Here is a 25,962-nt window from a genome sequence, read left to right on the forward strand (position 1 = left end):
AAGATATAACCCAAATCTTATGATTTTGAATTTTAATAAAACCCTACTTTATTTCCTTTTTGCCCTTTTTTGTCTTACATCTTGTCAAGATGAAATTAATGAAGTTGAAAATCCTACCAGTGAAGAAACGATCCTTCCGAACTCTGTATTGGCAAATCTAATGAGTAGTATGACTGCTAATTTTGATGCTGCAGATGATCTATTAGACGGAGGTAGTTGCTTTTCTGTAGAATTACCTGTGACAGTTATTGTTGATGGGATGAGCTTTATTATTGATAGCGAAGTTGACTTAGTGCAGCTAGAACAATTATATGGTGATTTTAGTATTGATGAAGAGGACATAGATGTTGAATATCCAATTACTGTAATTTTTATTGATTATAGTGAGATTGTGATAGAAAACGACGAGCAACTTATAGATTTAATAAATGAGTGTTCTGAGATTCAAGAAGAATATATAGAATGTGCAGATTTTGTTTACCCATTGTCTTTTTCTGTTTTTGATTCGGAATTTAGTTTAATTGAGACAGTTGTTGTTAATAATGACCAAGCATTGCATAACTTTTTAAATGATTTAGAAGAAGAGGATAATACATTAATAGTCAGTTTAAATTATCCTATTAATTTAGAATATGCTGATGGAGAAACTATTGAAGTCAATACTAATGAAGAATTAAGTGATGCCATAGAGGCTGCAGAGCAATTTTGTGAAGATGGAAATGATAACTGTGTAGAAGATGATATTTTGATAGATTTAATGGAGTGTGCTTGGACTTTTACTGATGGCTCTGGAGATTTTCAAAATAATTGGATGATTTTTAATGCTGATGGGCAATTACAAATTTCTGAAGGAATGGCAGCATCTGCAATTGATGGAAGTTGGGATTTATCTACAACAGAAAATGGTGTTGTTTTAACCTTATCCGAATTAACAGCATTTCAAGAAACACTAGAAGGTGATTGGCTTATTGTAGAATGTGAAGATGGTCGATTAGAAATTATTCGAGATGATTTAGAATTTACTTTAGAACAAGATTGCAATTTAAACAACCCATTTAGCTGTTTTAGTAATTATGAAATCACAACTTGTAATGGTTCTAATAACATTCCTATTTACAATTTAAGTGCTAATACCATTGGATTAGTAGATTGTATTGTTCCTTATTTTTCTTCTTTTCATGAAACACTAATAGATGCAGAAAATAACACCAATGCTATAGAAAATACAGAGGCGTTTGAAACTTTAGTCAGTCAAGTATATTTAAGAATTGAAGCCATAAATGGTGAATATGAAATCTACGGGATAACATTAATTGCAGAAGATTGTAATACGGGAAGTTGCACTGAAGGAGATATAGAAGTTATACTTACTTCATGCCTATGGAATATAATCAACTATAATGGAAGTGATAATTTAGCGAGTTATAATCTCGATTTTGAACAAGACTCAGGGATTATGGTTGTTTATGGTGCTGATAGTATAATAGATGCTGGTTGGTCACTATCTCAAACAGACGATGGTGTTGTTATAGCGTTTTCAAATGTTGCCGCACCAAACATACAAGCTATAAACGGAAGTTGGTTAATTGTAGAATGTACGGAAAACCAACTGGTTTTGCATAGTATTACAAATAGTGATCTCGAAATAGTACTAGATCGTACCTGTGAATAAATAAAAATTTTAAGTTAGTTGATTCGGAAAAAGGGCTGCTTGCCATGAGTAGCTCTTTTTTTATGGGTTTATTTCATTTAAATTGAAAGAAAATAATGATTCTTTCGGGAAACTATTTTAATAATTTTTAGTCTTTCACACTTAGATTAAAATCATTTTCTTAAACACATTCATAATTCCCTCATAAATTCTTAAATTTGCAACTTATTAAAATAACACAGACTGCTAATTCGCAGACTGAAAATAGAATACTAGAAACATGTTCAATAATTTAAGTGATAAGTTAGATAAAGCGTTACACGTATTAAAAGGTCATGGAAGCATTACAGAAGTTAATGTTGCCGAGACACTTAAAGAAGTAAGAAGAGCGCTTTTAGATGCCGATGTTAACTTTAAAATTGCTAAAGAATTTACCGTTCGTGTAAAAGAAAAAGCACTTGGTCAAGATGTATTGACGACGTTACAACCAGGTCAATTAATGGTGAAACTCGTAAAAGATGAGTTAACTGAATTAATGGGTGGTGATGCCGAAGGACTTAATCTTTCTGGTAATCCGAGTGTAATTTTAATGTCAGGTCTTCAAGGATCTGGTAAAACTACTTTTTCTGGTAAACTTGCCAATTATTTAAAAAACAAAAAAACTAAGAAACCTTTATTAGTAGCCTGTGATGTTTATCGTCCTGCTGCAATAGATCAATTACATGTTGTAGGAGATCAAATCGGTGTTGAGGTTTTTAGTGATAGAGGAAATACAGATCCTGTTGCAATTTCTGAAGCAGGTATTGCTCATGCTAAAGCAAACGGACACAACGTGGTAATTATTGATACCGCAGGTCGTTTAGCTGTAGATGAAGCCATGATGACTGAAATCTCTAACATTCATAAAGCAATTAAGCCACAAGAAACATTATTTGTTGTGGATTCTATGACGGGGCAAGATGCTGTTAATACAGCAAAAGCCTTCAATGATATCTTAAATTTTGACGGTGTTATCCTTACCAAATTAGATGGTGATACACGTGGTGGTGCTGCAATTTCTATTAAGTCTGTAGTAAACAAGCCAATTAAATTTATTGGTACCGGTGAAAAGATGGAAGCAATTGATGTTTTCTATCCTTCACGTATGGCAGATCGTATTTTAGGAATGGGAGATGTTGTTTCTTTAGTTGAACGTGCACAAGAGCAGTTTGACGAAGAGGAAGCAAGAAAACTTCAAAAGAAGATTGCTAAAAACCAGTTTGGCTTTGATGATTTCTTAAAACAGATTCAGCAGATCAAGAAAATGGGTAATATGAAGGATTTAGTAGGCATGATTCCTGGGGCAGGAAAAATGATGAAAGATATCGATATCGATGATGATGCTTTTAAAGGAATTGAAGCCATTATTCATTCTATGACACCAGAAGAACGTGCTAATCCTGCAGTAATAAATGCAAGTCGTAAAAAGAGAATTGGTAAAGGTTCAGGAACATCAGTTCAAGAAGTAAACCAACTCTTAAAGCAGTTTACTCAGATGAGTAAAATGATGAAGATGATGCAAGGCGGAGGCGGAAAACGTATGATGCAGATGATGCAGAATATGCCTAAGTAGAGTTTAAAGCATTCGTCTTTAAAAGAAACTTTAGTAGATTTTAAAATATTATAATTTATAAACCAGTAATTTTTTGCGCAATAGCGCTTTTGCAAGAAAACAATAACCAAAAGCATGACAATTTTAGACGGTAAAAAAGTAAGTAACGATATTAAAAACGAAATCAAAGCTGAGGTCGATAAGATGAAGGCTAATGGTGAAAAAGTACCACATTTAGCAGCTGTTATTGTTGGTAATGATGGAGCAAGTTTAACTTACGTTGGTAGTAAAGTTAGAGCGTGTGAGCGTGTTGGGTTTGAGTCTACCATGGTAAGATTATCAAGCACAACTAGCGAAATTGAATTATTAGACAAGATCGCAGAATTAAATGCTAACGATGATATTGATGGTTTCATTATTCAGTTACCATTACCTCCTCAAATTAATACACAAAAAGTATTAATGGCAGTAGATCCTAATAAAGATGTCGACGGATTTCACCCAATGAACTTTGGTAAAATGTCTTTAGATATGTCAACGTTCATTCCTGCAACTCCATTTGGAATCTTAGAGTTATTAGATCGTTATGGTGTTGAGACTAAAGGAAAGCATACGGTTGTTATCGGTCGTTCTCACATTGTTGGTCGTCCTATGAGTATCTTAATGGGAAGAAAAGGTTTTCCAGGAAACTCTACAGTGACACTAACACACAGTCACACTAAAAATATTACACAAATTACATCTCAAGCAGATATTATTATTTCAGCATTAGGAATTCCTAAATTCTTAAAGGCAGAAATGGTTAAGGATGATGCTGTAATTATTGATGTAGGAATTACAAGAGTTCCTGATGATTCTGAAAAAGGTTACTATATTACTGGAGATGTAGATTTTGCTACAGTGAGTAAAAAAGCTAGTTTTATAACACCTGTTCCTGGTGGAGTAGGACCAATGACCATTGCTATGTTATTAAAGAATACATTAATAGCAAGAGATCAACATAGAAATAATAACTAAGAATTAGTTAGTATTTAAAAAGGGCAATAATTTTAATTATTGCCCTTTTTTATTTTAAAGAAACATCTGAGTTAAGCTTTATAGTTAACGTCCGTTTTTTCTAATGGTTTCTTGGCTTTCCTCAAATGTTTTATCAGAGTCACTAATCAATTCCGTTAAGTCTTTAAATTCTTCTTTCGTTAATTCTCTATATTGACCTGAAGATATATCAAGCTTTACATTCATTATTCTCACACGCTTTAAGGTTTGTACTTCATAATTTAAGTACTCACACATTCTACGTATCTGACGGTTTAAACCTTGAGTTAAAATAATACTGAACGTGTATTTATCTATTTTCTTAACCTTACATTTTTTAGTACGCTTGCCTAAGTCTTCAATATAGATTCCGCCAGACATACGCTCAATAAAAGTTTGAGAAATAGGAATATCAACAGTTACAATGTATTCTTTTTCGTGATTATTACTTGCTCTTAAAATCTTATTTACAATATCTCCATCATCAGTAAGTAAAATTAAACCTTCACTAGGTTTATCTAATCGACCAATAGGGAAAATACGTTTTGGGTAATTAATATAATCTATAATATTATCTTTCTCAACACGTGTATCTGTAGTACAAACAATACCAACAGGTTTGTTAAAAGCTAAGTAAACAAAGTCTTGTTGGCGTTCTCCGATGATTTCTCCATCGACTTTTACGATATCTTCAGAGCTCACTTTTGTTCCCATTTCTGGTACAACATTGTTAATTGTTACACGGCCAGCATCTATTAATCGATCTGCGGCTCTACGAGAGCAATATCCGGCTTCGCTGAGGTATTTGTTAAGGCGTTTTAATTCTTGTGACATGCTGCAAAAGTACAATAAAGATTAATCATTAATGAAGTCAATGATCTTTGGTGTTAAAGAGACATCTTTTAATCCGTGCCCAAAACCAGAAGAGGTAATAAATTCAGAATTTTTATAGTGACTAGCAATTAATTGTCCGTCTTCGTAAGGAATTATTCTGTCTTTCTTGTCATGGATAACTAAGCCTTTAGCTTCTATAGTTTCTGTGAAATTTGCAGTCGAAAAATAAGATACGGGTTGGTTAAAGCGATCTAAAATAATTGAATCTAAACCTTGTGAAATTCTTTTGTTATACCCCATCATGCTTTTATACCGATCAAAAACACCTATAAAATGTGCGGGTGCACCAAGTAAAACTAATTTTTTAATAGATGGTAATTTGTTTCCGTGTAAAGAGAAAACACTAGCCATACCACCTACAGAATGGCCTATTAAAACATCGGGTTGAAACTTTTTAGCAATAGCAGCGATGAATTCTGAATAAAGAATGGCATTAAATTGCTTTCCGTCTGATCTTCCGTGGGCAGGTGCATCTAAAGCTATAATGTTATAGTCTTGTGCAATTAAATCTTTTAGAATGTAATTCCAACGCGATGTGTTACTTTCCCAACCATGCGCTAATAAGACAGTTTTACCTTTTCCTACCCAGCGGTAAGTTGCAATTTCCATGTTTTTATAATGAGTCTCTTCAAAAAATGCAGAGTCAATAATTTGTTTTTGCTCTTCATTATAGCGTCCTTTTCTTGGTGATGCAAATAAATTAATTGCTCTTTTTGATGCAAATTTTGATGAGATTAAACTTGTAGCGTTAAGTGCTCCTCCTATTGATTTTACTATAAAACTACTCATATCTATTCGTCTTCTCTATTAACGGCTTCGATTGAAAATGCAGGTAAACAAATCGCTAAATACTCACAAGGTTCTGTAAATGGATTTGAATACTGAAGTTTAGTGTTCTTGTCTACTTTAATGGATTGTCCGGCTTCTAGAATAATAATTTCATCTTCAATTATAAACTGCTTCTTTCCTTTAATAATAAAAGTGTATTCGTCAAATTCTGGTGTCTGAAACGGTTCTGACCAACCCGCAGGAGCAACCATATGTGCAATGCTAATTTCAGAATTACCGTCAGTAGCATTGCCAAAGTGTTCTTTGATTATTTTACCATCGGTTGTCGGAACAACAAATGGTGAGTTTTGAATTTTATATTTTTTCATTGTATTACTTAATCTTTAGTTTTCTACCAGTGGATCATAAAAAATTTGATTTTAGCTTTTTCAGGAACCTGAATTGGGTCTATATTGAGATTCATATCAAAGCGTAAACTAGCTGGTAATTCTTTTTTATCTATGGTGAAAGAAGCATTAATGTCATCTACAGTAATAACAATAGCGTTGATAAGATTATTGATTTTAGTTATTTTATAATTATCCTTAATGTCTTTAAAAGTACTTAAAGTGGTAATGTTTTTATCTGTTTTATATCGCTCATCTATAATGCGAACTGTTGAGATGACTGAAGTTGAATCTAAAGGTTCTCTCGGTGACAGATCTAATAATTTTTTTCCTCCTTTTTCAAAAACTTCAATGATATTTGCTGAGCCTGAAAACTCATCTCCTGCAATATAGCGGACAACAGAATCATTATTGAAAATAGCATCTAATTCTTTAACTTGAGTTGAATCGTTTAATAATCCAATATTATTTTTTTTAATTAAAAAAGGATTTGGTTTATCTGTTGTACAACTTGTAATTATAAGCGCACCAGTAAGTGCTGCTAAAAAGGTTTTGTTCATGTTTTGTTTTACTATATTTATTTAATCATTTTACTTAAAATTCCTAGAACTCCTCGGATAACTGTAGCACTTGTTAAAACCTTTATTAAAGGATTCATACGTGTGCTTTGTCTTCTTGTGGTTCTTTTGCTTTCGGCGCGTTTTAAATCTTCTTTTTCTTTTTTAGCTTTTTGTTTTAATTCTTCGGCTTCAGCTTGTTTAATTTTTTTATTCAACATTTCGTAAGCACTTTCACGATCAATCTCTTCATTATATTTTTTTGCGAGTTGCGATTGCGATATTAAGCTGCTGAGTTCTGTTTCTGTTAAAATATCCATTCGGCTCATTGGTGCGCGTAGCATGGTTGCTGCCAATGGTGTTGGTTTTCCTTTTTCATCTAAAGCAGATACTAAAGCTTCACCAATTCCTAAAGAAGTTAGCATTTCTGCAGTATCATAATATTCAGAATCAGGATAATTTTGAGCAGTTAGTTTTATCGCTTTTCGGTCTTTTGCTGTAAATGCTCTTAAGGCATGTTGAATTTTTAATCCCAATTGTCCTAAAACTTCTTCTGGGACATCTGTTGGGTTTTGAGTTACAAAATATAAACCAATACCTTTACTGCGGATCAGTTTTACCATACTTTCAATCTGATTGAGTAAGGCTCCAGAAGCTTCATCGAAAATTAAATGTGCTTCGTCAATAAAGATGATTAACTCTGGTCTTCCAGTATCACCTTGTTCTGGGAAAGTAGAATAAATTTCAGCCAATAAACTCAACATAAATGTCGAAAATAACTTGGGCTTATCTTGTATATCCGTTAATCTAAGAATATTTATGTAACCACGACCATTGTCATCAATTCGTAATAAATCATCTGTATCAAAAGATTTTTCTCCAAAGAATAAATCCCCACCTTGTTGTTCTATTTCAATAAGTTTCCTGAGAATTGCTCCTGTCGAAGCTGTTGAAATACGGCCATAGGCTTCCTGGAATTCTTCTTTTCCTTCATTAGTGGCGTATTGAAGAATTTTCTTAAAATCCTTAAGATCTAATAATGGTAAATGATTATCGTCACAATACTTAAAAATAACTGATATTATTCCAGCTTGTGTTTCGGTAACGTCTAAGATTCTAGAAATTAAAACAGGACCAAATTCGCTAATAGTTGCTCTTAAACGTACCCCATCTTGTTCGGATAGTGTTAGCATTTCAACAGGGAATGCTTTTGGTTCAAAAGGTAAACCAATTTGTTCGTGACGTTCATTTATTTTAGGATGACCGGGGCTTGGTTTTGCTAATCCACTTAAATCCCCTTTAATATCCATTAGTAAAACCGGAACTCCTTTTTCTGAAAGGTTTTCAGCTAAAACTTGTAATGTTTTTGTTTTTCCGGTTCCTGTTGCTCCTGCAATAAGTCCATGTCTGTTCATGGTTTTTAAAGGAACATTTACAAAGGTATTGGTCATCGTTTTACCATCTAACATGGCAGAACCTAGTGTAATATAGTCACCTTTACAGGTGTTTCCTTCGTTAATTTCTTTTACGAAAGCTTCAGAATTGTTCATTGATCAGAAAATTTGTATAAAAATAATGTAATTAAGTTACGTATGAAATAGTTTTCAACCTCATAATTAGAGAAGCTTATAGTGTGAAGATGTATTTTTGAACATGTAAATATTGAATTTTAGCAATAGTTTACAGCAAACAGATATAGAGACTGAAAACTAAATAACTATCTTTGCGGTCTTATGACAAGAAGAGAACGACAAGAGTTAATAGATAAAGGCTTATTACTGCCTTTGATGGAAGAGTTTTATACAATTCAAGGCGAAGGGTTTCATAAAGGAACAGCAGCATATTTTGTAAGAATTGGTGGTTGCGATGTCGGTTGCCATTGGTGCGACGTTAAGGAAAGTTGGTTGGCAGAATTACATCCGCCTACGCCAACAGAAAAGATAGTAGAGAATGCTGTAAAACACAGTAATACTATTATTGTTACTGGTGGTGAACCATTGACTTGGGACATGGGGCCTTTAACAGCACAATTAAAAGCTAAAGGTGTACAAACACATATTGAAACTTCTGGTGCTTATAAGTTAACAGGAGAGTGGGATTGGATTTGTTTATCTCCTAAGAAAATGAAATTACCTACTAAGGAGGTTTACGAAAAAGCACACGAGCTTAAATGTATTATATATAATAATGACGATTTTAAGTTTGCTGAAGAAGAAGCGGCTAAGGTTAATGATAATTGTATCTTATATCTTCAACCAGAATGGAGTAAGCGTGATAAGGTAATTCCTAAAATAGTAGATTATGTAATGGCTAATCCTAAGTGGAAAGTATCATTACAGACACATAAATATTTAAATATTCCTTAGAATACTAAATAGACAGAATAAAAAAGTTCCGATTATAAATTAATATAATCGGAACTTTTTATTTTTCTAGTTTCTAGTTTCTAGTTTCTAGTTTCTAGCTTTTTATTTTGTAAAAGGTACTGCAACTCTAGTTGTACCCCAACCGATAAACATATGTACACCGTCATCAGATTTATCAAAAGCAATAGAAAGCGCTTCTAAAGATTCTTTTCCTTCTGTTACAGGAACCGTGATGCTTGCTACAGTGTTGTCTTTTTTATATCCAGAAGCTCCCCAGTTATTTACATCCGAACTTACAATAACAGTCCATTCTTTATCTCCAGGAATTGTAAACAATGAATAAGTACCAGCTTTAACTGTTTTTCCACCCAGTTTCATGTCAGTAAAAAGAATAAGTTCAGTTGCTTCGTTAGCACCTGTTCTCCATACTTTATCTTTTTGAGTTAATTCTTTTACAGTTCTTCCTTTAAGTTGTGGTCTACCGTAATATACTTTAATTAATTGGTCACCACCTCTTCCAAAAGAAGCTACGTCTAAAGGACTTTTGTCTAAACCACTAAATTTTTGTGCTTCAGCATTAAAAGAAATAAGCATCATAAATGCAAAAGAAATGGTTGTTAATAATTTTGATGTTTTCATAATAAAATCAATTTTTTTTGGTTGTGAATTCGATAAAGATAAAACCCATTGTTCTTAATATTATATTAAATATGCCAAATGGATGTTAAAGTTTAAAATGTGTAATAGGTATCTTATTTTAGAGTAATAGGAAATTCAGCAATTGTAGTATCCCATCCAATTTTTAAGCTCACAGTATTTTTAGCAGTTTTGTATAATGCTATAGATAAATTTTCAATTTCCTTATCGCTTTTTGTTACAGGTACTGATACGCTTGCAATATCTTTAGTTTCATCGTAACCGTAATTACCCCAACCGTCTAATCCTGTATTTAATTTAAGAGTCCATTCGTTTTCTGTAGGAATGATAATAACGCTGTAACGTCCCGCTTTAATTTCTTTTCCTCCAAACATAACATCATTAACAAATAATATTTCTGTAGATTCATTAGCGCCAACTCTCCATGCTTTTCCAAATTTTAAAAGTTTACCAAAAACTTCTCTTCCTTTTTTAGCCGGTCTAGAGTAAGTGACTCTAATTTGTGGTTCAGCTTGTTTTTTAGCTTCATCACTTTTTTCAAATGTTCTTTTTGGAGCGTTTGAAGGATAGTAAGCACGATCCATTGTGCTATTGTCCATTTGGTCAAATTCTTGAGCACTAACATTTAACGAGATAAGCATTACGAATGTTAGACTAATAGTAGTTAATAATTTTGAGGTTTTCATAAATAGAATTAAATTTTTGTTTGATTAAATTAGAATATTATATGTGTCGTAAGTCGTAATGATCTATTAAAATTTACAGATTAATAGTTAATCTATGAATTTTTTGTCATGTTGATTTTATATTACTATGTATTTGTTTTTAAAAGTTACATATTATAACCATTATTGCTATTTATGTTTTTAATATGAAAGTTTGTGTTCATATTTGTACTATAATTAATAATTAAACGGCTTATTATAATTCAAGCCTAATTCAAAAAATATAAAAGTTATGTGCGGAATAGTATGTGCGTTCGATATAAAACAAAAAACTGATGACTTAAGACCTCAGGTATTAGAAATGGCTAAATCAATTCGTCATCGCGGTCCAGATTGGAGCGGAATATATAGTGACGATAAAGTGATTATGGCGCATGAGCGTTTAGCAATTGTAGATCCTGCTTCAGGAAAACAACCATTGTTAAGTCCTGATAAGAAGTTAATTTTAGCAGCAAACGGAGAAATCTATAACCATAGAGAGTTAAGAAAGCAATTTGAAGGTAAGTACGATTTTCAAACAGAAAGTGATTGTGAAGTCATCTTAGCTTTATATCAAGAAAAAGGTGCAGACTTTGTAGATGAGATGAACGGTATTTTTGGTTTCGCGATCTATGATGCTGAGAAAGATGAGTATTTTATTGCTCGAGATCATATGGGAATTATTCCTTTATATATAGGATGGGATAAAAGTGGAACTTTTTATGTGGCTTCAGAATTAAAAGCTTTAGAAGGTGTTTGTACTAAAATTGAATTATTTCCTCCAGGACATTATATGTCTAGCAAAGATGGAGAATTTGTAAAATGGTATAAAAGAGATTGGGCAGAATATGATGCTGTAAAAGATAACGAAACAAGTATTGCTGAAGTAAAAGAAGCGTTAGAAGCTGCTGTGCATAGACAATTAATGAGTGATGTGCCTTATGGTGTATTATTATCTGGAGGTTTAGATTCTTCAGTAGTATCTGCAATTGCAAAAAAATATTCTCAAAAACGTGTTGAAAGTGATGATGTTTCAGAAGCTTGGTATCCACAATTACATTCTTTTGCTGTTGGGTTAGAAGGTTCGCCAGATTTAGCTGCGGCTAAGAAAGTAGCAGATCATATTGGTACGGTTCATCATGAAATTAAATTCACCATCCAAGAAGGATTAGATGCTATTAAAGATGTTATTTATAACATCGAAACTTACGATATTACGACGATTCGTTCGTCTACACCAATGTATTTAATGGCGAGAGTTATTAAATCTATGGGGATCAAAATGGTATTGTCTGGTGAAGGAGCAGATGAATTATTTGGTGGGTATTTATACTTTCATAAAGCACCAGATGCTAGAGAGTTTCATGAAGAAACCGTGCGTAAATTAGATAAATTACACATGTACGATTGTTTAAGAGCTAACAAAAGTTTAGCAGCTTGGGGAATTGAAGGTCGTGTTCCATTTTTAGATAAAGAATTTATGGATGTCGCTATGCGCATCAATCCACAAGATAAAATGATTAACGGAGAACGCATGGAGAAATGGGTAGTACGTAAGGCATTTGAAGATATGATTCCAGAAAGTGTAGCTTGGAGACAGAAAGAACAATTTTCTGATGGAGTTGGTTACAGTTGGATTGATACTTTAAAGGAATTAGTTGATAAAGAAGTTACAGATGAGCAAATAGAAAATGCTAAATTCCGTTTTCCAATTAATACGCCTTTAAACAAAGAAGAGTATTATTACAGAACTATTTTCGAAGGTCATTTTCCTAGTGATGCTGCGGCATTAAGTGTACCGCAAGAAGCAAGTGTAGCTTGTAGTACAGCAACAGCTTTAGAATGGGATGAAGCATTTAAAAACATGAATGATCCTTCTGGTAGAGCAGTCGCTAAAGTGCATTCAGATTCTTATGTGAAAGCATAATTTCAAGAAAAATAATTTTTATAGTAAAGACCAATCTAATTAAAAGATTGGTCTTTTTTTATGTCTAGTAATATTGTAAATTCATAACTTTAAATGAAACTATGTTATTACCTAATTTTAAGAAATACCTTATTGAAAAAGGAGGATTATCTGAAGCTGAATTTTTAGAAATTGAACCCTTTATAAAAATAAAGAAGATTTCTAAAGGCGAATTTTTACTTAAACAAGGTGTGGTTTGTAATTATTCCTTTTTTGTAGAACAAGGTGTTTTAAGATTCTATGCTTTAAATGAAGAAGGAAAGGAAAATATACTTCAGTTTGCTACAGAAAGTTGGATTGTTAGCGATCGTGGAAGTGTGTTTTTTCAAGAACCTTCTACATATTATATAGATGCAATAGAAGATGTCGTGACGGTTTTGTTAGATGAAGATTTTGTGAATAAAGTAGCAAGTGTTAATGCTCATTTTAGAAAGGAAAACGAAAAACTATTACAAAATCATATTAGACATTTATATAAAAGGATAAGTCAATTACTAGGCGCTACAGCTCGAGAGCGTTATCTGTATTTTGTAAATATGTACCCCGATATTATGTTGCGCGTACCACAATGGATGATCGCCTCTTATTTAGGAATAACACCCGAAAGCTTAAGTCGTGTTCGTAAAGCTTTATCTAAAGAGAACTTTAAACCGTATTAATTCAGGCTTTAACTACTTATCATAGGTCAATGCTTAGGCTTTATTGTTCTATTAATTTTACAGTAATAAATATGTAAAGTACGATGAAGCTAAGAACTATAGAAAAGATAATAAAACCAGGAACACCTCATTTTGTAGGTGATGGATTTAGAGTACATAATTTTATTCCAGGAACTTCAACTATGAAGCGTATGGATCCTTTTATTATGCTAGATTATAATTCAAAATATAATTTTCCAGCAACAGATAAGCCAAAAGGAGTTGGTGTACATCCACATCGCGGATTCGAAACGGTTACTATTGCTTACAAAGGTCGTGTAGAACATGGAGATAGTGCAGGAGGTGGAGGTGTAATTGGTGAAGGAGATGTACAATGGATGACTGCGGCATCAGGAGTATTACATAAAGAATTTCATGAAACCGAATGGAGTAAAACAGGTGGAGAATTTCAAATGGTTCAATTATGGGTGAATCTTCCGGCTAAGGATAAAATGAGTCCGCCAAAATATCAAGCGATTTCTAATGCAGAAATAAAAAAAGTGATTTTGCCAAATGAAGCAGGTAAAGTTGAGGTCATCGCAGGTTCATATGAAGGAGTTGTAGGACCAGCATCTACATTTTCGCCAATGAATATGTTCAATTTAAAATTGAAGAAAGGTACAAAAACACAATTAACGTTTCCAAAACATTATACAACTTCATTATTAATGGTTGAAGGAAGCGCCACGGTTAATGGCGAAGAAGTGTTAGCAGATCACTTTGTATTATTTAGTTCGGACGGTGAAACTTTTACAGTAGAAACCTTAACTGATGTTATTATTTTAGTATTAAGCGGAGAACCAATTAATGAACCTATTGCAGCTCACGGTCCATTTGTAATGAATACACAAGAAGAACTTGTAGAAGCTTTTCAAGATTTTAATACAGGCAAGTTTGGGTATTTAGAATAGTGTAATTAATTATCAAGACCTAAGGAGTAAGTTGTTTAGTCTTCATTTTAAATTTACGCTTTGTTTTAGAAGAAAAAGCATTAAATGAATAAAATAATAAGGTTCAAAATAAAGCTTCTGAGCCATCTTTTTATTTTTTAAGATTACATGTTGAATTGAAAACATTGAAATCCGATTTAATCTACTTTTCAAGCGATTTAAGACATTTTCGTGATAATTGAAAATAATGATGATTATTGTTTAGAGTCGTTAAAAAGCTTTTGAAATGCGTTTTTAAATCCTTATATTTGTTAGTATTCAAAAATGATACACACGTGTCATTTTTTTATGCCATAAATCGAATTAAAACGTATTCAAAATAATGAGCGAGAAAAGAGAAGAATTTAACAAGGATAATTATTCCGCAGATAGCATCCAAGCTCTTGAAGGGATGGAGCATGTGCGTATGCGTCCTTCCATGTACATTGGAGATGTAGGTGTGAGAGGTTTACACCATTTAGTATATGAGGTTGTAGATAACTCAATTGATGAAGCTTTAGCTGGTCATTGTGACAATATTAGTGTTACTATAAATGAAGATAACTCGATTACTACAGAAGATGATGGTCGTGGTATTCCTGTAGATTTACACAAAAAAGAAGGTGTCTCTGCTCTAGAGGTTGTAATGACTAAAATTGGTGCAGGTGGTAAATTCGATAAAGATTCTTATAAAGTTTCTGGAGGACTTCACGGTGTTGGTGTAAGTTGTGTTAACGCATTATCAGAGCATTTAAAAGCGACTGTTTACAGAAAAGGTGAAATCTGGGAGCAAGAGTACGAAAGAGGTAAAGCCATGTATCCTGTAAAAAAGGTTGGTGAAACTGATAAAAGAGGTACAATTGTTACGTTTAAGCCAGATCCTACAATTTTCACACAAACTTTAGATTATAGTTACGATACTTTAGCGAGTCGTTTACGTGAATTAGCTTACTTAAATAAAGGAATTACAATTCACTTAATTGACAAGCGTAGTGTAAAAGAAGATGGTGAATTTGAAGGCGAAACTTTTCATTCAGAAGAAGGTCTTAAAGAATTTATCAAATTTTTAGATGAAACAAGAGAACCTTTAATGAAAGATGTTATTTCTTTTGAAGGTGAAAAAAATGGAGTTCCTGTAGAGGTTGCTATGATTTATAATACATCATACGCAGAAAATTTACACTCTTATGTAAATAATATTAATACCCATGAAGGTGGTACTCACCTTTCTGGTTTCCGTCGTGGTTTAACACATACCCTTAAAAAGTATGCAGATGAATCTGGAATGTTAGACAAATTAAAGTTTGATATTGCTGGTGATGATTTCCGAGAAGGATTAACTGCTATTATTTCGGTAAAAGTACAAGAACCACAATTTGAGGGGCAAACAAAAACTAAATTAGGTAACCGTGAGGTTTCTGCAGCTGTTAGTCAATCAGTTTCAGAAATGTTAACGGATTATTTAGAAGAACATCCAGAAGATGCTAAGATCATTGTTCAAAAAGTAATTTTAGCAGCACAAGCACGTCATGCAGCTCAAAAAGCTCGTGAAATGGTACAGCGTAAAACCGTTATGAGTATTGGTGGTTTACCTGGGAAACTATCAGATTGTTCTGAGCAAGATCCTTCTAAATGTGAAGTATTCCTTGTCGAGGGAGATTCGGCAGGTGGTACGGCTAAACAAGGTCGTGATAGAGCTTTTCAAGCCATTTTACCATTAAGAGGTAAGATTCTTAACGTTGAAAAAGCCATGACACATAAGGTTTTTGAAAATGAAGAAATTAAGAATATCTTTACGGCACTTGGTGTTACCATCGGAACGGAAGAAGATAGTAAAGCTTTAAATCTTTCAAAATTAAGATACCATAAAGTAGTTATTATGTGTGATGCCGATATTGATGGTAGTCACATTGCTACACTTATCTTAACGTTCTTCTTTAGATATATGAAAGAATTAGTAGAAAACGGACATATTTATATCGCAACTCCACCATTATACTTAGTTAAAAAAGGAGCTAAAAAGCAATATGCTTGGTCAGATCAAGAGCGTGATGGTATTGTAAGAGAATTTGGTGAAAATTCAAAAATTCAGCGTTATAAAGGTCTTGGGGAAATGAATGCAGAACAACTTTGGGATACCACTATGAATCCAGAATTTAGAACGATGCGTATTGTTCAAATTGAAAATGGAATAGAGGCAGACCGTGTGTTCTCAATGTTAATGGGTGATGAGGTTCCGCCACGTAGAGAATTTATAGAAAAGAATGCTATTTATGCAAATATTGATGCATAATTAATTAAGCTTATATTATTAAATTTTAAAGCAGCTACATAATTATGTGGCTGCTTTTTTTGTGATATATTTTGTTGTTATTTAATCTATTGAGGAGTTTGTGTAAGATTAATATAGAGTTGTGTTTTTATTAAATTTATAATGATATTGTGATATTTAAATTTTCTTTTTTGTACACTCTTTAAGTCTTGTATTTTTTTTAAAAAAGGGAGATATTTACCCTTAAGCTTCTTCTCTAACAGTAATATTATTCGTAAATTTACGGTAAATTATAACACTTAGTTTCACATTAAAATATAATAAACATGAAAGTAACAGTAGTTGGTGCAGGTGCCGTAGGAGCAAGTTGTGCAGAGTATATCGCAATTAAGAATTTTGCTTCAGAAGTAGTAATCTTAGATATTAAAGAAGGTTATGCAGAAGGTAAAGCAATGGATTTAATGCAGTGTGCTTCTTTAAACGGATTCGATACTAAAGTAACAGGGAGTACAAACGATTATTCTAAAACAGCAGATAGTGATATTTGTGTTATTACTTCAGGTATTCCTCGTAAGCCAGGAATGACACGTGAAGAATTAATTGGAATTAACGCAGGTATTGTTAAAACAGTATCTTCAAATTTAGTAAAGCATTCTCCTAATACAATCATTATAGTTGTTAGTAACCCAATGGATACAATGACTTATTTAGTTCATAAAACTACAGGTTTACCTAAACATAGAATTATTGGTATGGGTGGAGCTTTAGATTCTGCTCGTTTCAAATACAGATTAGCTGAAGCTTTAGAAGCGCCTATCAGTGATGTAGACGGAATGGTAATTGGTGGACATAGTGATACCGGTATGGTACCATTAATCTCTCATGCAACAAGAAATAGTATTAAAGTATCTGAGTTTTTATCAGAAGAACGTTTAACACAAGTAGCAGAAGATACTAAAGTTGGTGGAGCAACATTAACTAAATTATTAGGAACTTCAGCTTGGTATGCGCCAGGAGCAGCAGTAAGTGGATTAGTACAAGCTATTGCTTGCGACCAAAAGAAAATTTACCCTTGTTCTACATTATTAGATGGTGAATATGGTTTAAGTGATCTTTGTATCGGTGTACCAGTTGTTTTAGGTAAAAATGGTATTGAAAAAATAGTTGATGTATCTTTAAGTGATGCAGAAAAAGAACACATGAAAGCAAGTGCAGAAGGTGTTAAGAAAACTAATGGATTATTAGAATTATAGACCATTATAAAAAATAATTAATTTATAAAAACCTTACCGATATTTTATTGGTAAGGTTTTTTCCATAAAAAAAAATTAAACAAAATAAAAGAATGAAAAAATTACTATTATTAAGTTTAGCATTAACCTTAAGTATTGGTGCTATTGCTCAAGAAAAAATAAACGAAGGTATTCTTATCGCAAAGCAAACAATGTTTAGTGATAATGAACAAATGAATTCACAGCTTAAAGCTATAGGAGAAACAATGGCTAAAACTTATTTTAAGGGTGAAAAGTCACGTAGTGAAACAAGTAGTCCTATGACTGGTGATATGGTTATTATTATGGATGCTGCAGATAAGCAAATGTTAATGATGATGGATAGGCCAGGAATGGGAAAGAAGTATGTATTACAATCTTTTCAACCAACTGAAGAAGATCTAAAATCAGTAACTGTTACAAAAGGAACTGAAACTAAAACAGTATTAGGTTACCTATGCCAACAGTATATGATTAGTATGAAACAAAACGGTCAAGATGTAAAAATGGAAATGTTTACTACAGACAAAATTTCAGCTGTGAGTCAAAATACAACAGCAATGGGAGATAAAGTAGAAGGGTTTCCTCTTTATTTTGTTATGAAAATGAACCAGATGGGAGCAAATATAGAAGTGACATCAGAGATCATTGAAATTAAGAAAGAAACTGTTTCTGATGATAAAGTAAGCTTAACACCTGCTGCAGGTTATACTAAAATGGAAGGAATGTAATTAATATTCTATTTAGTTAAAAATTTAAGAAGAGGCTGTAGAAATACAGTCTTTTTTTTGTCTATATTTGGCGTGTGAAAACCAAATTACATTTTGGCATATTAGCTGTACTCTTGGCGTTTTTAGGAACGTTTGTAGAGCAATACACAGTTCCTAATCAGCAAATTGTAATTCAGTTCTCGGATAAAGAGATTTCTATAGAAAATGCTGAAAGTGCTATAGCTGAGATTCAGAATAACTTACAAAATATAGGTGTTTCTCATATTCAAGTAGGAGAAAATAATCAAGGTAAACTTCGAATTACATATCATAGTGATACTGATATAGAATATATTCAGCATGTACTTTTTAATATTGAAGAATTAAGCATCGGATACAGCTCTTCTCAAGAGAAACCAGATCATCTTCCAAATTCAAAATTTTATAAGGATTATCAAATTGATATTTCAGAAATAAAGACTAGCAGTAGTACTGATTGGGATTTTAATGTAATACAGGTTCTAGAACTTAATCAAAAAACAGATCGTTTATCTTATTTTAAGACTAACAATTCAGGGTTTCAAAATCAAAATATACTTTATAATTTTGAAACTGAAATTTTAGAGGTTAATCGTAAAGACTTAACTGCTATTATTGATATAGTTTCCTATATCATTCCTGAAGTCAGAGCTGGCCCAATTACTTCATAAGGAATTAAATAATCTAAAATAATTCCTTATTACTTCATAAAGCTTTTATCAATCAAAAGCGTAAAATCAATTTATTAAAAAAACATTGCGAATTATGGTGTAAGCTATATATTTGCGCGCTAGTTTCAATAAAAATTGAAATTAGTTAATAATAGAAATTAAATAAAACACACAATGCAAAACAAAGGAATAATTAAGCTTTTTGCGATTTTATTTGGTTTAGTCAGTATTTATCAATTATCATTTACTTTCAAAGCCGGACAAATAGAAGATACAGCAGAAGCAGCAGCAATTGCAAAATATGCTGACACAGAACCAGATTACCAATCTAAAAGAAACGTAGAAGAACTTCGTTACTTAGATTCTTTAAAAACTTCAAAAATTAAAGTAGGTGATAACTTTGAGCCTATTGAAGTTTATAATTTAGGTATCGCTCAGTATTCTTATACTGAAGTTGAAAACAATGCCATGAATCTTGGTTTAGACCTTAAAGGTGGTATTAACGTTATTCTTCAAATTTCAGTAAGAGATATCTTAAAAGGATTATCTGATAATAGTAAAGATCCAATTTTCAACAAAGCTTTAGATGATGCTGAAGAATTACAAAAAGATTCACAAGATTCTTATTTACAATCTTTCTTTACGGCTTTTGATGCTATTAAAGGAGATACTAAATTAGCTTCACCAGATATTTTTGCTAATCGTACGTTAAGTGATGAGATTAAATTTGACATGTCAGATAACGAAGTTAAAAGTATCATTGAAACAAAAATCGATGAGTCAATCATTTCTGCATTTGAAGTATTACGTAAACGTATCGATAAATTTGGTGTAACATCTCCAAACATTCAACGTTTAGGTAATTCTGGTCGTATTTTATTAGAATTACCAGGAGCTAAAGATATTGAGCGTGTTAAAGATTTAGTTACTAAAACAGCGCAATTACAGTTTTGGGAAACGTATAAAACAGCAGAAGTTGTTCCTTATTTATTAGAGGTTAACCAAAAATTAGTAGAAGCTAATAAAAAAGCAGAACCTAAAGAAGAAGTTGCAGAAGCAACAGAAACTGAAGATGAAGGTACAGCAGATGCTATTGATGAATTAACAGGGCAGATTGAAACAGATTCTACAAATGTAGCAGATGTTAATCCTTTAGGAATTCAGGGATACGGAAACGGTGGTTCTGTAGTTGCTATGTTCTTATCTAAAGATAAAGAAAGAGTAATGGCAGAATTAAATTCGTCTAAACATAGAGCGTCTTTATCTGCTGATATGCGTTATGTAAGATTTGTTTGGGGACTTCAAAATGAAGATTCTGAATTTTCTGAATTATATGCTATTAAAGGAAATAGAGATGGTGAACCAGAATTAAGTGGTGCTGTTATTACAGATGCAACTCAAGATTATGACCAAGTAAGTAGACCTGCAGTTAGTATGCAAATGGATGCTAGAGGTTCTAAGATTTGGGAAGAAATGACTAAAAAAGCTTATGAAACTCAAGGTAATATTGCTATTGTATTAGATAACACAGTGTATTCTGCACCAAGTGTTTCTACTGGAGCAATTGCAGGAGGTAGATCTCAGATTTCAGGTTCATTTACTTTAGCTGAAGCAGTCGATTTAGCAAACGTTTTAAGAGCTGGTAAATTACCGGCTTCTGCTCAAATTGTACAAGCAGATGAGGTTGGGCCATCTTTAGGTCAAGAAGCTATTGATAGCGGAATGCAATCTTTTATTATCGCTTTAGCGTTTGTATTACTTTGGATGATTTTTTACTACGGAAAATCTGGTGGATTTGCAGATATCGCTTTATTACTAAACATCTTATTAATCTTTGGTGTGTTAGCAAGTTTAGGAGCAGTATTAACGTTACCTGGTATTGCTGGTATTGTATTAACCATAGGGATGTCTGTTGATGCTAACGTACTTATTTTTGAAAGGATAAAAGAAGAAATTGCAAAAGGTAAAACACAAAAAGAAGCTATTAAAGATGGTTTTTCTAATGCATTATCTTCAATTTTAGATGCTAACATTACAACAGGTTTAACAGCTTTAATTTTATTTGTATTTGGTACAGGTCCAATTAAAGGTTTCGCTACAACATTAATTATTGGTATTTTAACATCTTTATTTACTGCGATTTTCATTACACGTTTATTAGTAGACTGGTATGTTAACAGAGGTGGTAAATTAGATTTCTCTACGGGTTTAACTAAAAACTTGTTTAAGAACTTAAATGTTCAATTCTTGAAAAAACGTAAAATTGCTTACATTATTTCTGGAGCATTAATTTTAGCGAGTTTAGGTTCTCTTTTCACTACAGGATTAGATCAAGGTATTGATTTTGTTGGAGGAAGAACTTACCAAGTGCGTTTTGATAGAGATATGAGTGTTGAAGAAGTGAAAGCTGATCTTCATGAAGTATTTGAAAGTGCTGAGGTAAAAACTATTGGTGGACAAAACCAATTAAAAATATCTACGAAATATAAAGTAGAAGATAGCTCTACAGAAGCTGATGAAGAAGTACAGTCTATGTTGTTTGAAACACTTAGAAAATACCTTCCAGATGGTATGACTTATGCTGAGTTCTTAGATGGTTCAGGTGATAAGAAAATTGGTAAAATGTTATCAAGTAAAGTGAGTCCTACAATTGCAGATGATATTAAGAAATCATCTATTTGGGCTATTTTAGGATCTTTAGTAGTGGTTTTCTTATATATCTTATTAAGATTTAAGAAATGGCAATTCTCTCTTGGTGCAGTTTCGGCTGTATTCCATGATGTATTAATTGTATTAGGGATCTACTCAATAACTTGGAGATTTATGCCTTTTAGCATGGAAATCGATCAAACATTTATTGCAGCGATCTTAACCGTAATTGGTTATTCACTGAATGATACCGTTGTTGTATTTGATAGAATTAGAGAATACTTTAATGATAATCTTGGATGGGAATTTGGTGAAACAATTAACCGTTCTATAAACAGTACTATCAGTAGAACGTTAAATACATCTTTAACAACTTTAGTAGTGTTATTAGCGATGTTCTTATTTGGAGCAGATTCACTTAAAGATTTATTATTTGCATTAATCGTAGGTGTTATTGTCGGTACATATTCTTCAGTGTTTATTGCAACACCAATTATGTACGATACTGCTAGAAAAGGTAGTGCTACAGAAGCGCTTAAGAATAAAGCTAAAGAAGAAGCTGAGGAAGCTTAAGTCTTTATAACATAAGTATTCTGAATTTCGTTTAGAATCTAAAATGCCCTTCGTAATTGAAGGGCATTTTTTTTGCTTAAAAGAGGATATTGGTGTTATTGAATGTGCGTTTATTCTGATTAGTGTCAGAGTAAGAAATCTCTATTTAAGATTGAATTAGAGTTTGTTTTAAGGAGCTATTTTATAGTTGTGTCCTCTTATAGAATATTTTTTATTTAAGACTTAACAGTGTCAGTAATTGACTTATTTAAAAGGTTGACTAGTTTAGTTTTGTAATTAACCAGTTTCTAAAACTTATATATCTATTTGAGGATTTAAGTAGTAAGAGTATGAAATTTAAAATAAAAAAATCCCAGATTAATATTTAACCTGGGATTTTAATTTTAAGATAAGATATTAATCTTATTTATGGTGATAAGTTGTTATAGAGTTTCAAAAGAAATAGTATCTCCAACATTCAGGTTCCATACATCACTAAGTCCACCATATATTTCTAACACATATTTGGCAGGTGCTTCAGAAGGTAGTGATGTCTCATCCATTGGCTTCGCATTCTTCTGAAAGCTAACAATAGTTTTGTTTTCATCTATATAAATGATGTCTAAAGGGATTTTAGTATTCTTCATATAAAAACTTCGCATTTGAGAATCTGGAAACATAAATAACATTCCTTGATTTGTTTCAAGTTCTGTTCTGTACATTAAACCTGTTTGCGTAGTGTATTCGTCATCTGCAATTTCAATATCTATAGTTTTTATGATAGAGTCTGATGTTGCTTTGTTTAACGTTAGCGTACCTTCTTTTTTAAAACTTACTTCAACTTTATCCACAGATGTAGTTTTCTTTTCTTCTTTGCAAGATGAAAACAATGCTAATGAAAAAACAATAAGTATAGATTTTAAAAATAAATGAGATCGCATTAGTTAAGTTTTGTTTTAGGTTTATAGATAAACATAAAGTAAAGTCCTATAATAATAAAAGGAATACTTAACCATTGACCTGTATTTAAAGCCCAATCTGCACGTTCAACATTCTGAGCTTCTTTAACAAACTCAACAAAGAATCTAACCGTCCAAAGTAAGACTAAAAATAGGCCGAATAAAAAACCTTGTTGTTCAGATTTTTTTGTTTTCCAATAGAAATAAAATAAGATTATGAATACAAATACATAACAAAATGCTTCGTATAATTGAGCTGGATGTCTTGGTTGTGTTTCTCCTAATTGTTTAAAAACGACACCAAAATCACTTCCTGTATATTTTCCTATGATTTCAGAATTGATAAAGTTACCAATCCTAACAAATACAGCACCTAAAGCAACTGGAACTACAACACGATCTAATATCCAAAGTACTGTTTTGTGTAATACTTTCTTATTGTATAAATACATAGAAATTATCATAGCTATTGCAGCACCATGACTCGCTAAACCTTGAAACCCTGTAAACTCAAACCCTCCTTTAAACTTGAAAGGTAAAAAGATGCTGAAAAAATCTTCAGTTATCAGTTCAGGTTGATAAAAAATAACATGTCCCAATCTCGCACCAAGCATAATACCTACAACAGAGTATATAAATAAAGAATCCAAAGATTCATCAGATTGTCCTTCTTTTTTATAGATACGTTTAGTGACATAAAAGCCTAAAATGAAGGCTGTAATCCACATAAGACTGTAAAAATGAAGTTTAAAAAATCCTAGATCAATAAATTTTATAGGATCCCAATCAATCGATAATAAAAACATAGACATATTATTTATTCGGTAAATATAATATTTTGATAGGGATTGAAAATGAGATTAACGTTATATTAATCTTCTTTTGGAGGAACTGGGTCAAATCCTTTTCCACCCCATGGGTGACAACTAAAAATTCTTTTCACTGCTAACCATCCGCCTTTAAAAAAACCATGAACTTCAAGTGCTTCTTTAGCGTAATGAGAACATGTAGGTTGGTATCTGCAAGTGGCCGGTGTAAATGGTGATATTACAGTTTGGTAAACCTTAATTAAAAAAAGAAAAGGATATGTTAAGAGTTTTTTCACAGATTTAGTTGGTCGTAAATGTTGTGCCTTCTCTGCTGTCTTTTAACTGAATTCCAGCTTCAGATAAATCATCTCTAATTTTATCTGATAAAGCAAAGTCTTTATTTATACGGGCTTCTTTTCTTAGGTTTATAAGAATTTCTACAGCGCTAGATAATTTATCTGTGCCTGTGTTTGTTTTCGATATATTAACCAATCCTAAAACGTCAAAAACAAAAGTGTTAAGGGTTTCTTTTAAAATCTCTAAATCTTCTGGAGTTATGCTTGCGCTTCCATCTTTGATTTGATTGATTAATTTTACAGCTTCAAAAAGTGTTGCAATTAAAATTGGCGTATTAAAATCGTCATTCATAGCATTGTAGCATTTCTGCTTCCAATCGGTAACATTAATAGACGAATTTGTTCCTGTTTTTAAATTATCAATTAAGCTAATAGCGTCCATAAGTCTATGGAATCCTTTTTCAGCAGCAGATAATCCATCATCAGTTAAATCTAAAATACTTCTATAAGAAGCTTGCATTATAAAAAAGCGAATAACACTAGGGTTATATGCTTTAGACATAATATTATTGTTTCCCGAAAGTAATTCTGCTGGGTTAATATAATTTCCAGTAGATTTACTCATACGAGCTCCGTTTAATTCAAGCATATTAGCATGCATCCAATATTTAACAGGTGCTTGTCCTTTAGAAGCTTGGTTTTGTGCGATTTCGCATTCGTGATGTGGGAATTTTAGATCCATTCCTCCTCCATGAATATCAAAAAAATCACCCAGGTATTTGGTACTCATTGCAGTACATTCTAAATGCCAGCCAGGAAAACCATCACTCCAAGGTGAAGGCCAACGCATAATGTGTGTTGGTTCTGCTTTTTTCCAAAGAGCAAAATCTTGTGGGTTTTTCTTATCGCTTTGTCCGTCTAATGCTCTTGTATTATGTATTAAATCTTCTAATTTACGTTTACTTAAAATACCGTATTCGTTAGACTCATTGTATTTGTGTACATCAAAATAGACAGAGCCATTTACAAGGTATCCAAAACCGTTATCTATAATAGATTGTATTAATTCAATCTGCTCTATAATATGTCCTGTTGCGGTAGGTTCAATACTTGGAGGCAAAAAATTAAAAGTATTAAGCACATTATGAAAATCTACGGTATAACGCTGTACAATTTCCATCGGCTCTATAGCTTCTAAACGTGCTTTTTTAGTGATCTTATCTTCACCTGCATCTGCATCATTCTCTAAATGCCCTGCGTCTGTAATATTACGAACGTAGCGCACTTTGTAGCCTAAATGTTTTAGGTAGCGAAAAATCATATCAAAAGACATAAAAGTTCTTACATTACCTAAATGTACATTACTATACACTGTTGGTCCACAAACATACATACCAACATAGCCTTCTGTTATAGGTCGGAAAATTTCTTTTTCACCAGTTAGTGTATTGTATAATTTTATTTGTTGCGTATGATATAAAGACATGGAAATAGGTTAAATAAATGAATCA

The 25,962-nt window shown here is 32.3% G+C and carries 23 protein-coding genes; 12 read left to right on the forward strand and 11 right to left on the reverse strand.

Features of this window, described 5'->3' with window-relative positions; genetic code table 11:
• Positions 1-19 precede the first annotated feature (19 nt).
• The 3 genes from H0I32_RS11945 (at position 20) to H0I32_RS11955 (ending at position 4,259) form a co-directional block, all read left to right on the forward strand.
• Entirely contained in the window at positions 20-1,672 is a 1,653-nt protein-coding gene (locus H0I32_RS11945) for a hypothetical protein (RefSeq protein WP_179313685.1), read from the forward strand.
• 259 nt (positions 1,673-1,931) lie between these two features.
• A complete protein-coding gene (gene ffh / locus H0I32_RS11950; protein ID WP_173587901.1) occupies positions 1,932-3,263 on the forward strand; it encodes a signal recognition particle protein in 1,332 nt (443 codons plus the stop codon).
• A 114-nt stretch (positions 3,264-3,377) separates the two neighbouring features.
• On the forward strand, positions 3,378-4,259 hold the full coding sequence (locus tag H0I32_RS11955) for a bifunctional 5,10-methylenetetrahydrofolate dehydrogenase/5,10-methenyltetrahydrofolate cyclohydrolase (RefSeq protein WP_179313686.1): 882 nt from the start codon (positions 3,378-3,380) through the stop codon (positions 4,257-4,259).
• 84 nt (positions 4,260-4,343) lie between these two features.
• On the opposite strand, the gene H0I32_RS11960 is transcribed toward H0I32_RS11955, so the two are convergent.
• Genes H0I32_RS11960 through H0I32_RS11980 form a run of 5 tightly spaced genes read right to left on the reverse strand, consistent with a single transcriptional unit; the run spans position 4,344 to position 8,453 of the window.
• Positions 4,344-5,111 (reverse strand): pseudouridine synthase, encoded by a 768-nt coding sequence (locus tag H0I32_RS11960; RefSeq protein WP_179313687.1) that lies wholly within the window; start codon positions 5,109-5,111, stop codon positions 4,344-4,346.
• A gap of 21 nt (positions 5,112-5,132) precedes the next feature.
• Positions 5,133-5,960, reverse strand: coding sequence for an alpha/beta fold hydrolase (locus H0I32_RS11965; protein ID WP_179313688.1), 828 nt, complete (start codon positions 5,958-5,960; stop codon positions 5,133-5,135).
• Between the two features lie 2 nt (positions 5,961-5,962).
• Positions 5,963-6,328: a cupin domain-containing protein gene (locus tag H0I32_RS11970; protein WP_173587905.1), complete on the reverse strand. Its 366-nt coding sequence runs from the start codon at positions 6,326-6,328 to the stop codon at positions 5,963-5,965.
• 23 nt (positions 6,329-6,351) lie between these two features.
• Positions 6,352-6,906 (reverse strand): hypothetical protein, encoded by a 555-nt coding sequence (locus H0I32_RS11975; protein WP_179313689.1) that lies wholly within the window; start codon positions 6,904-6,906, stop codon positions 6,352-6,354.
• Between the two features lie 17 nt (positions 6,907-6,923).
• Complete coding sequence (locus tag H0I32_RS11980) at positions 6,924-8,453, reverse strand: helicase HerA-like domain-containing protein (RefSeq protein WP_179313690.1); 1,530 nt, start codon at positions 8,451-8,453, stop codon at positions 6,924-6,926.
• A gap of 183 nt (positions 8,454-8,636) precedes the next feature.
• On the opposite strand from H0I32_RS11980, the gene H0I32_RS11985 reads away from it, so the two are divergent.
• The gene (locus H0I32_RS11985) at positions 8,637-9,269 is read left to right on the forward strand and encodes a 7-carboxy-7-deazaguanine synthase QueE (RefSeq protein WP_173587908.1); all 633 of its coding nucleotides are present in this window, start codon (positions 8,637-8,639) and stop codon (positions 9,267-9,269) included.
• Positions 9,270-9,371: 102 nt separating this feature from the next.
• Here H0I32_RS11985 and H0I32_RS11990 read toward each other — a convergent pair whose 3' ends face one another.
• On the reverse strand, positions 9,372-9,908 hold the full coding sequence (locus tag H0I32_RS11990; RefSeq protein ID WP_179313691.1) for a DUF2911 domain-containing protein: 537 nt from the start codon (positions 9,906-9,908) through the stop codon (positions 9,372-9,374).
• Between the two features lie 113 nt (positions 9,909-10,021).
• Positions 10,022-10,612 (reverse strand): DUF2911 domain-containing protein, encoded by a 591-nt coding sequence (locus tag H0I32_RS11995; protein ID WP_173587910.1) that lies wholly within the window; start codon positions 10,610-10,612, stop codon positions 10,022-10,024.
• Between the two features lie 271 nt (positions 10,613-10,883).
• On the opposite strand from H0I32_RS11995, the gene asnB reads away from it, so the two are divergent.
• The 8 genes from asnB to secDF all read left to right on the forward strand — a co-directional run bounded on the left by asnB (position 10,884) and on the right by secDF (position 22,408).
• Positions 10,884-12,557, forward strand: a complete 1,674-nt coding sequence (gene asnB, locus H0I32_RS12000; RefSeq protein WP_179313692.1) for an asparagine synthase B — start codon at positions 10,884-10,886, stop codon at positions 12,555-12,557.
• A gap of 101 nt (positions 12,558-12,658) precedes the next feature.
• A complete protein-coding gene (locus H0I32_RS12005) occupies positions 12,659-13,255 on the forward strand; it encodes a Crp/Fnr family transcriptional regulator (RefSeq protein WP_179313693.1) in 597 nt (198 codons plus the stop codon).
• Positions 13,256-13,338: 83 nt separating this feature from the next.
• A complete protein-coding gene (locus tag H0I32_RS12010; protein WP_173587913.1) occupies positions 13,339-14,205 on the forward strand; it encodes a pirin family protein in 867 nt (288 codons plus the stop codon).
• A gap of 361 nt (positions 14,206-14,566) precedes the next feature.
• Positions 14,567-16,516, forward strand: a complete 1,950-nt coding sequence (gene gyrB, locus H0I32_RS12015) for a DNA topoisomerase (ATP-hydrolyzing) subunit B (protein ID WP_173587914.1) — start codon at positions 14,567-14,569, stop codon at positions 16,514-16,516.
• A 305-nt stretch (positions 16,517-16,821) separates the two neighbouring features.
• Positions 16,822-17,748, forward strand: coding sequence for a malate dehydrogenase (gene mdh / locus H0I32_RS12020; RefSeq protein WP_173587915.1), 927 nt, complete (start codon positions 16,822-16,824; stop codon positions 17,746-17,748).
• Between the two features lie 92 nt (positions 17,749-17,840).
• Positions 17,841-18,497: a hypothetical protein gene (locus H0I32_RS12025; protein WP_179313694.1), complete on the forward strand. Its 657-nt coding sequence runs from the start codon at positions 17,841-17,843 to the stop codon at positions 18,495-18,497.
• 74 nt (positions 18,498-18,571) lie between these two features.
• Complete coding sequence (locus tag H0I32_RS12030; RefSeq protein WP_179313695.1) at positions 18,572-19,186, forward strand: hypothetical protein; 615 nt, start codon at positions 18,572-18,574, stop codon at positions 19,184-19,186.
• 174 nt (positions 19,187-19,360) lie between these two features.
• Complete coding sequence (gene secDF / locus H0I32_RS12035) at positions 19,361-22,408, forward strand: protein translocase subunit SecDF (RefSeq protein ID WP_179313696.1); 3,048 nt, start codon at positions 19,361-19,363, stop codon at positions 22,406-22,408.
• A gap of 422 nt (positions 22,409-22,830) precedes the next feature.
• Here secDF and H0I32_RS12040 read toward each other — a convergent pair whose 3' ends face one another.
• The 4 genes from H0I32_RS12040 to cysS form a co-directional block, all read right to left on the reverse strand.
• A complete protein-coding gene (locus H0I32_RS12040; RefSeq protein WP_179313697.1) occupies positions 22,831-23,328 on the reverse strand; it encodes a DUF192 domain-containing protein in 498 nt (165 codons plus the stop codon).
• Entirely contained in the window at positions 23,328-24,152 is an 825-nt protein-coding gene (gene lgt, locus H0I32_RS12045) for a prolipoprotein diacylglyceryl transferase (protein ID WP_173587920.1), read from the reverse strand. The genes H0I32_RS12040 and lgt overlap by 1 nt, the downstream gene beginning before the upstream one ends.
• A 65-nt stretch (positions 24,153-24,217) precedes the next feature.
• Complete coding sequence (yidD, locus tag H0I32_RS12050; RefSeq protein ID WP_173587921.1) at positions 24,218-24,451, reverse strand: membrane protein insertion efficiency factor YidD; 234 nt, start codon at positions 24,449-24,451, stop codon at positions 24,218-24,220.
• A gap of 4 nt (positions 24,452-24,455) precedes the next feature.
• Positions 24,456-25,937 carry a cysteine--tRNA ligase gene (gene cysS, locus H0I32_RS12055; RefSeq protein WP_179313698.1) on the reverse strand — a complete coding sequence of 494 codons (1,482 nt, stop codon included), beginning with the start codon at positions 25,935-25,937 and terminating at the stop codon, positions 24,456-24,458.
• Between the last annotated feature and the right edge of the window lie 25 nt (positions 25,938-25,962).

This window comes from Winogradskyella sp. HaHa_3_26, assembly GCF_019278425.1.
GTDB lineage: Bacteria > Bacteroidota > Bacteroidia > Flavobacteriales > Flavobacteriaceae > Winogradskyella > Winogradskyella undariae.

Bases quoted from the DNA above. Each gene is read 5' to 3' on its own strand.
- H0I32_RS11945 (WP_179313685.1), top strand. From the start codon at position 20: ATGATTTTGAATTTTAATAAAACCCTACTTTATTTCCTTTTTGCCCTT.
- ffh (WP_173587901.1), top strand. From the start codon at position 1,932: ATGTTCAATAATTTAAGTGATAAGTTAGATAAAGCGTTACACGTATTA.
- H0I32_RS11955 (WP_179313686.1), top strand. From the start codon at position 3,378: ATGACAATTTTAGACGGTAAAAAAGTAAGTAACGATATTAAAAACGAA.
- H0I32_RS11960 (WP_179313687.1), bottom strand. From the start codon at position 5,111: ATGTCACAAGAATTAAAACGCCTTAACAAATACCTCAGCGAAGCCGGA.
- H0I32_RS11965 (WP_179313688.1), bottom strand. From the start codon at position 5,960: ATGAGTAGTTTTATAGTAAAATCAATAGGAGGAGCACTTAACGCTACA.
- H0I32_RS11970 (WP_173587905.1), bottom strand. From the start codon at position 6,328: ATGAAAAAATATAAAATTCAAAACTCACCATTTGTTGTTCCGACAACC.
- H0I32_RS11975 (WP_179313689.1), bottom strand. From the start codon at position 6,906: ATGAACAAAACCTTTTTAGCAGCACTTACTGGTGCGCTTATAATTACA.
- H0I32_RS11980 (WP_179313690.1), bottom strand. From the start codon at position 8,453: ATGAACAATTCTGAAGCTTTCGTAAAAGAAATTAACGAAGGAAACACC.
- H0I32_RS11985 (WP_173587908.1), top strand. From the start codon at position 8,637: ATGACAAGAAGAGAACGACAAGAGTTAATAGATAAAGGCTTATTACTG.
- H0I32_RS11990 (WP_179313691.1), bottom strand. From the start codon at position 9,908: ATGAAAACATCAAAATTATTAACAACCATTTCTTTTGCATTTATGATG.
- H0I32_RS11995 (WP_173587910.1), bottom strand. From the start codon at position 10,612: ATGAAAACCTCAAAATTATTAACTACTATTAGTCTAACATTCGTAATG.
- asnB (WP_179313692.1), top strand. From the start codon at position 10,884: ATGTGCGGAATAGTATGTGCGTTCGATATAAAACAAAAAACTGATGAC.
- H0I32_RS12005 (WP_179313693.1), top strand. From the start codon at position 12,659: ATGTTATTACCTAATTTTAAGAAATACCTTATTGAAAAAGGAGGATTA.
- H0I32_RS12010 (WP_173587913.1), top strand. From the start codon at position 13,339: ATGAAGCTAAGAACTATAGAAAAGATAATAAAACCAGGAACACCTCAT.
- gyrB (WP_173587914.1), top strand. From the start codon at position 14,567: ATGAGCGAGAAAAGAGAAGAATTTAACAAGGATAATTATTCCGCAGAT.
- mdh (WP_173587915.1), top strand. From the start codon at position 16,822: ATGAAAGTAACAGTAGTTGGTGCAGGTGCCGTAGGAGCAAGTTGTGCA.
- H0I32_RS12025 (WP_179313694.1), top strand. From the start codon at position 17,841: ATGAAAAAATTACTATTATTAAGTTTAGCATTAACCTTAAGTATTGGT.
- secDF (WP_179313696.1), top strand. From the start codon at position 19,361: ATGCAAAACAAAGGAATAATTAAGCTTTTTGCGATTTTATTTGGTTTA.
- H0I32_RS12040 (WP_179313697.1), bottom strand. From the start codon at position 23,328: ATGCGATCTCATTTATTTTTAAAATCTATACTTATTGTTTTTTCATTA.
- lgt (WP_173587920.1), bottom strand. From the start codon at position 24,152: ATGTTTTTATTATCGATTGATTGGGATCCTATAAAATTTATTGATCTA.
- cysS (WP_179313698.1), bottom strand. From the start codon at position 25,937: ATGTCTTTATATCATACGCAACAAATAAAATTATACAATACACTAACT.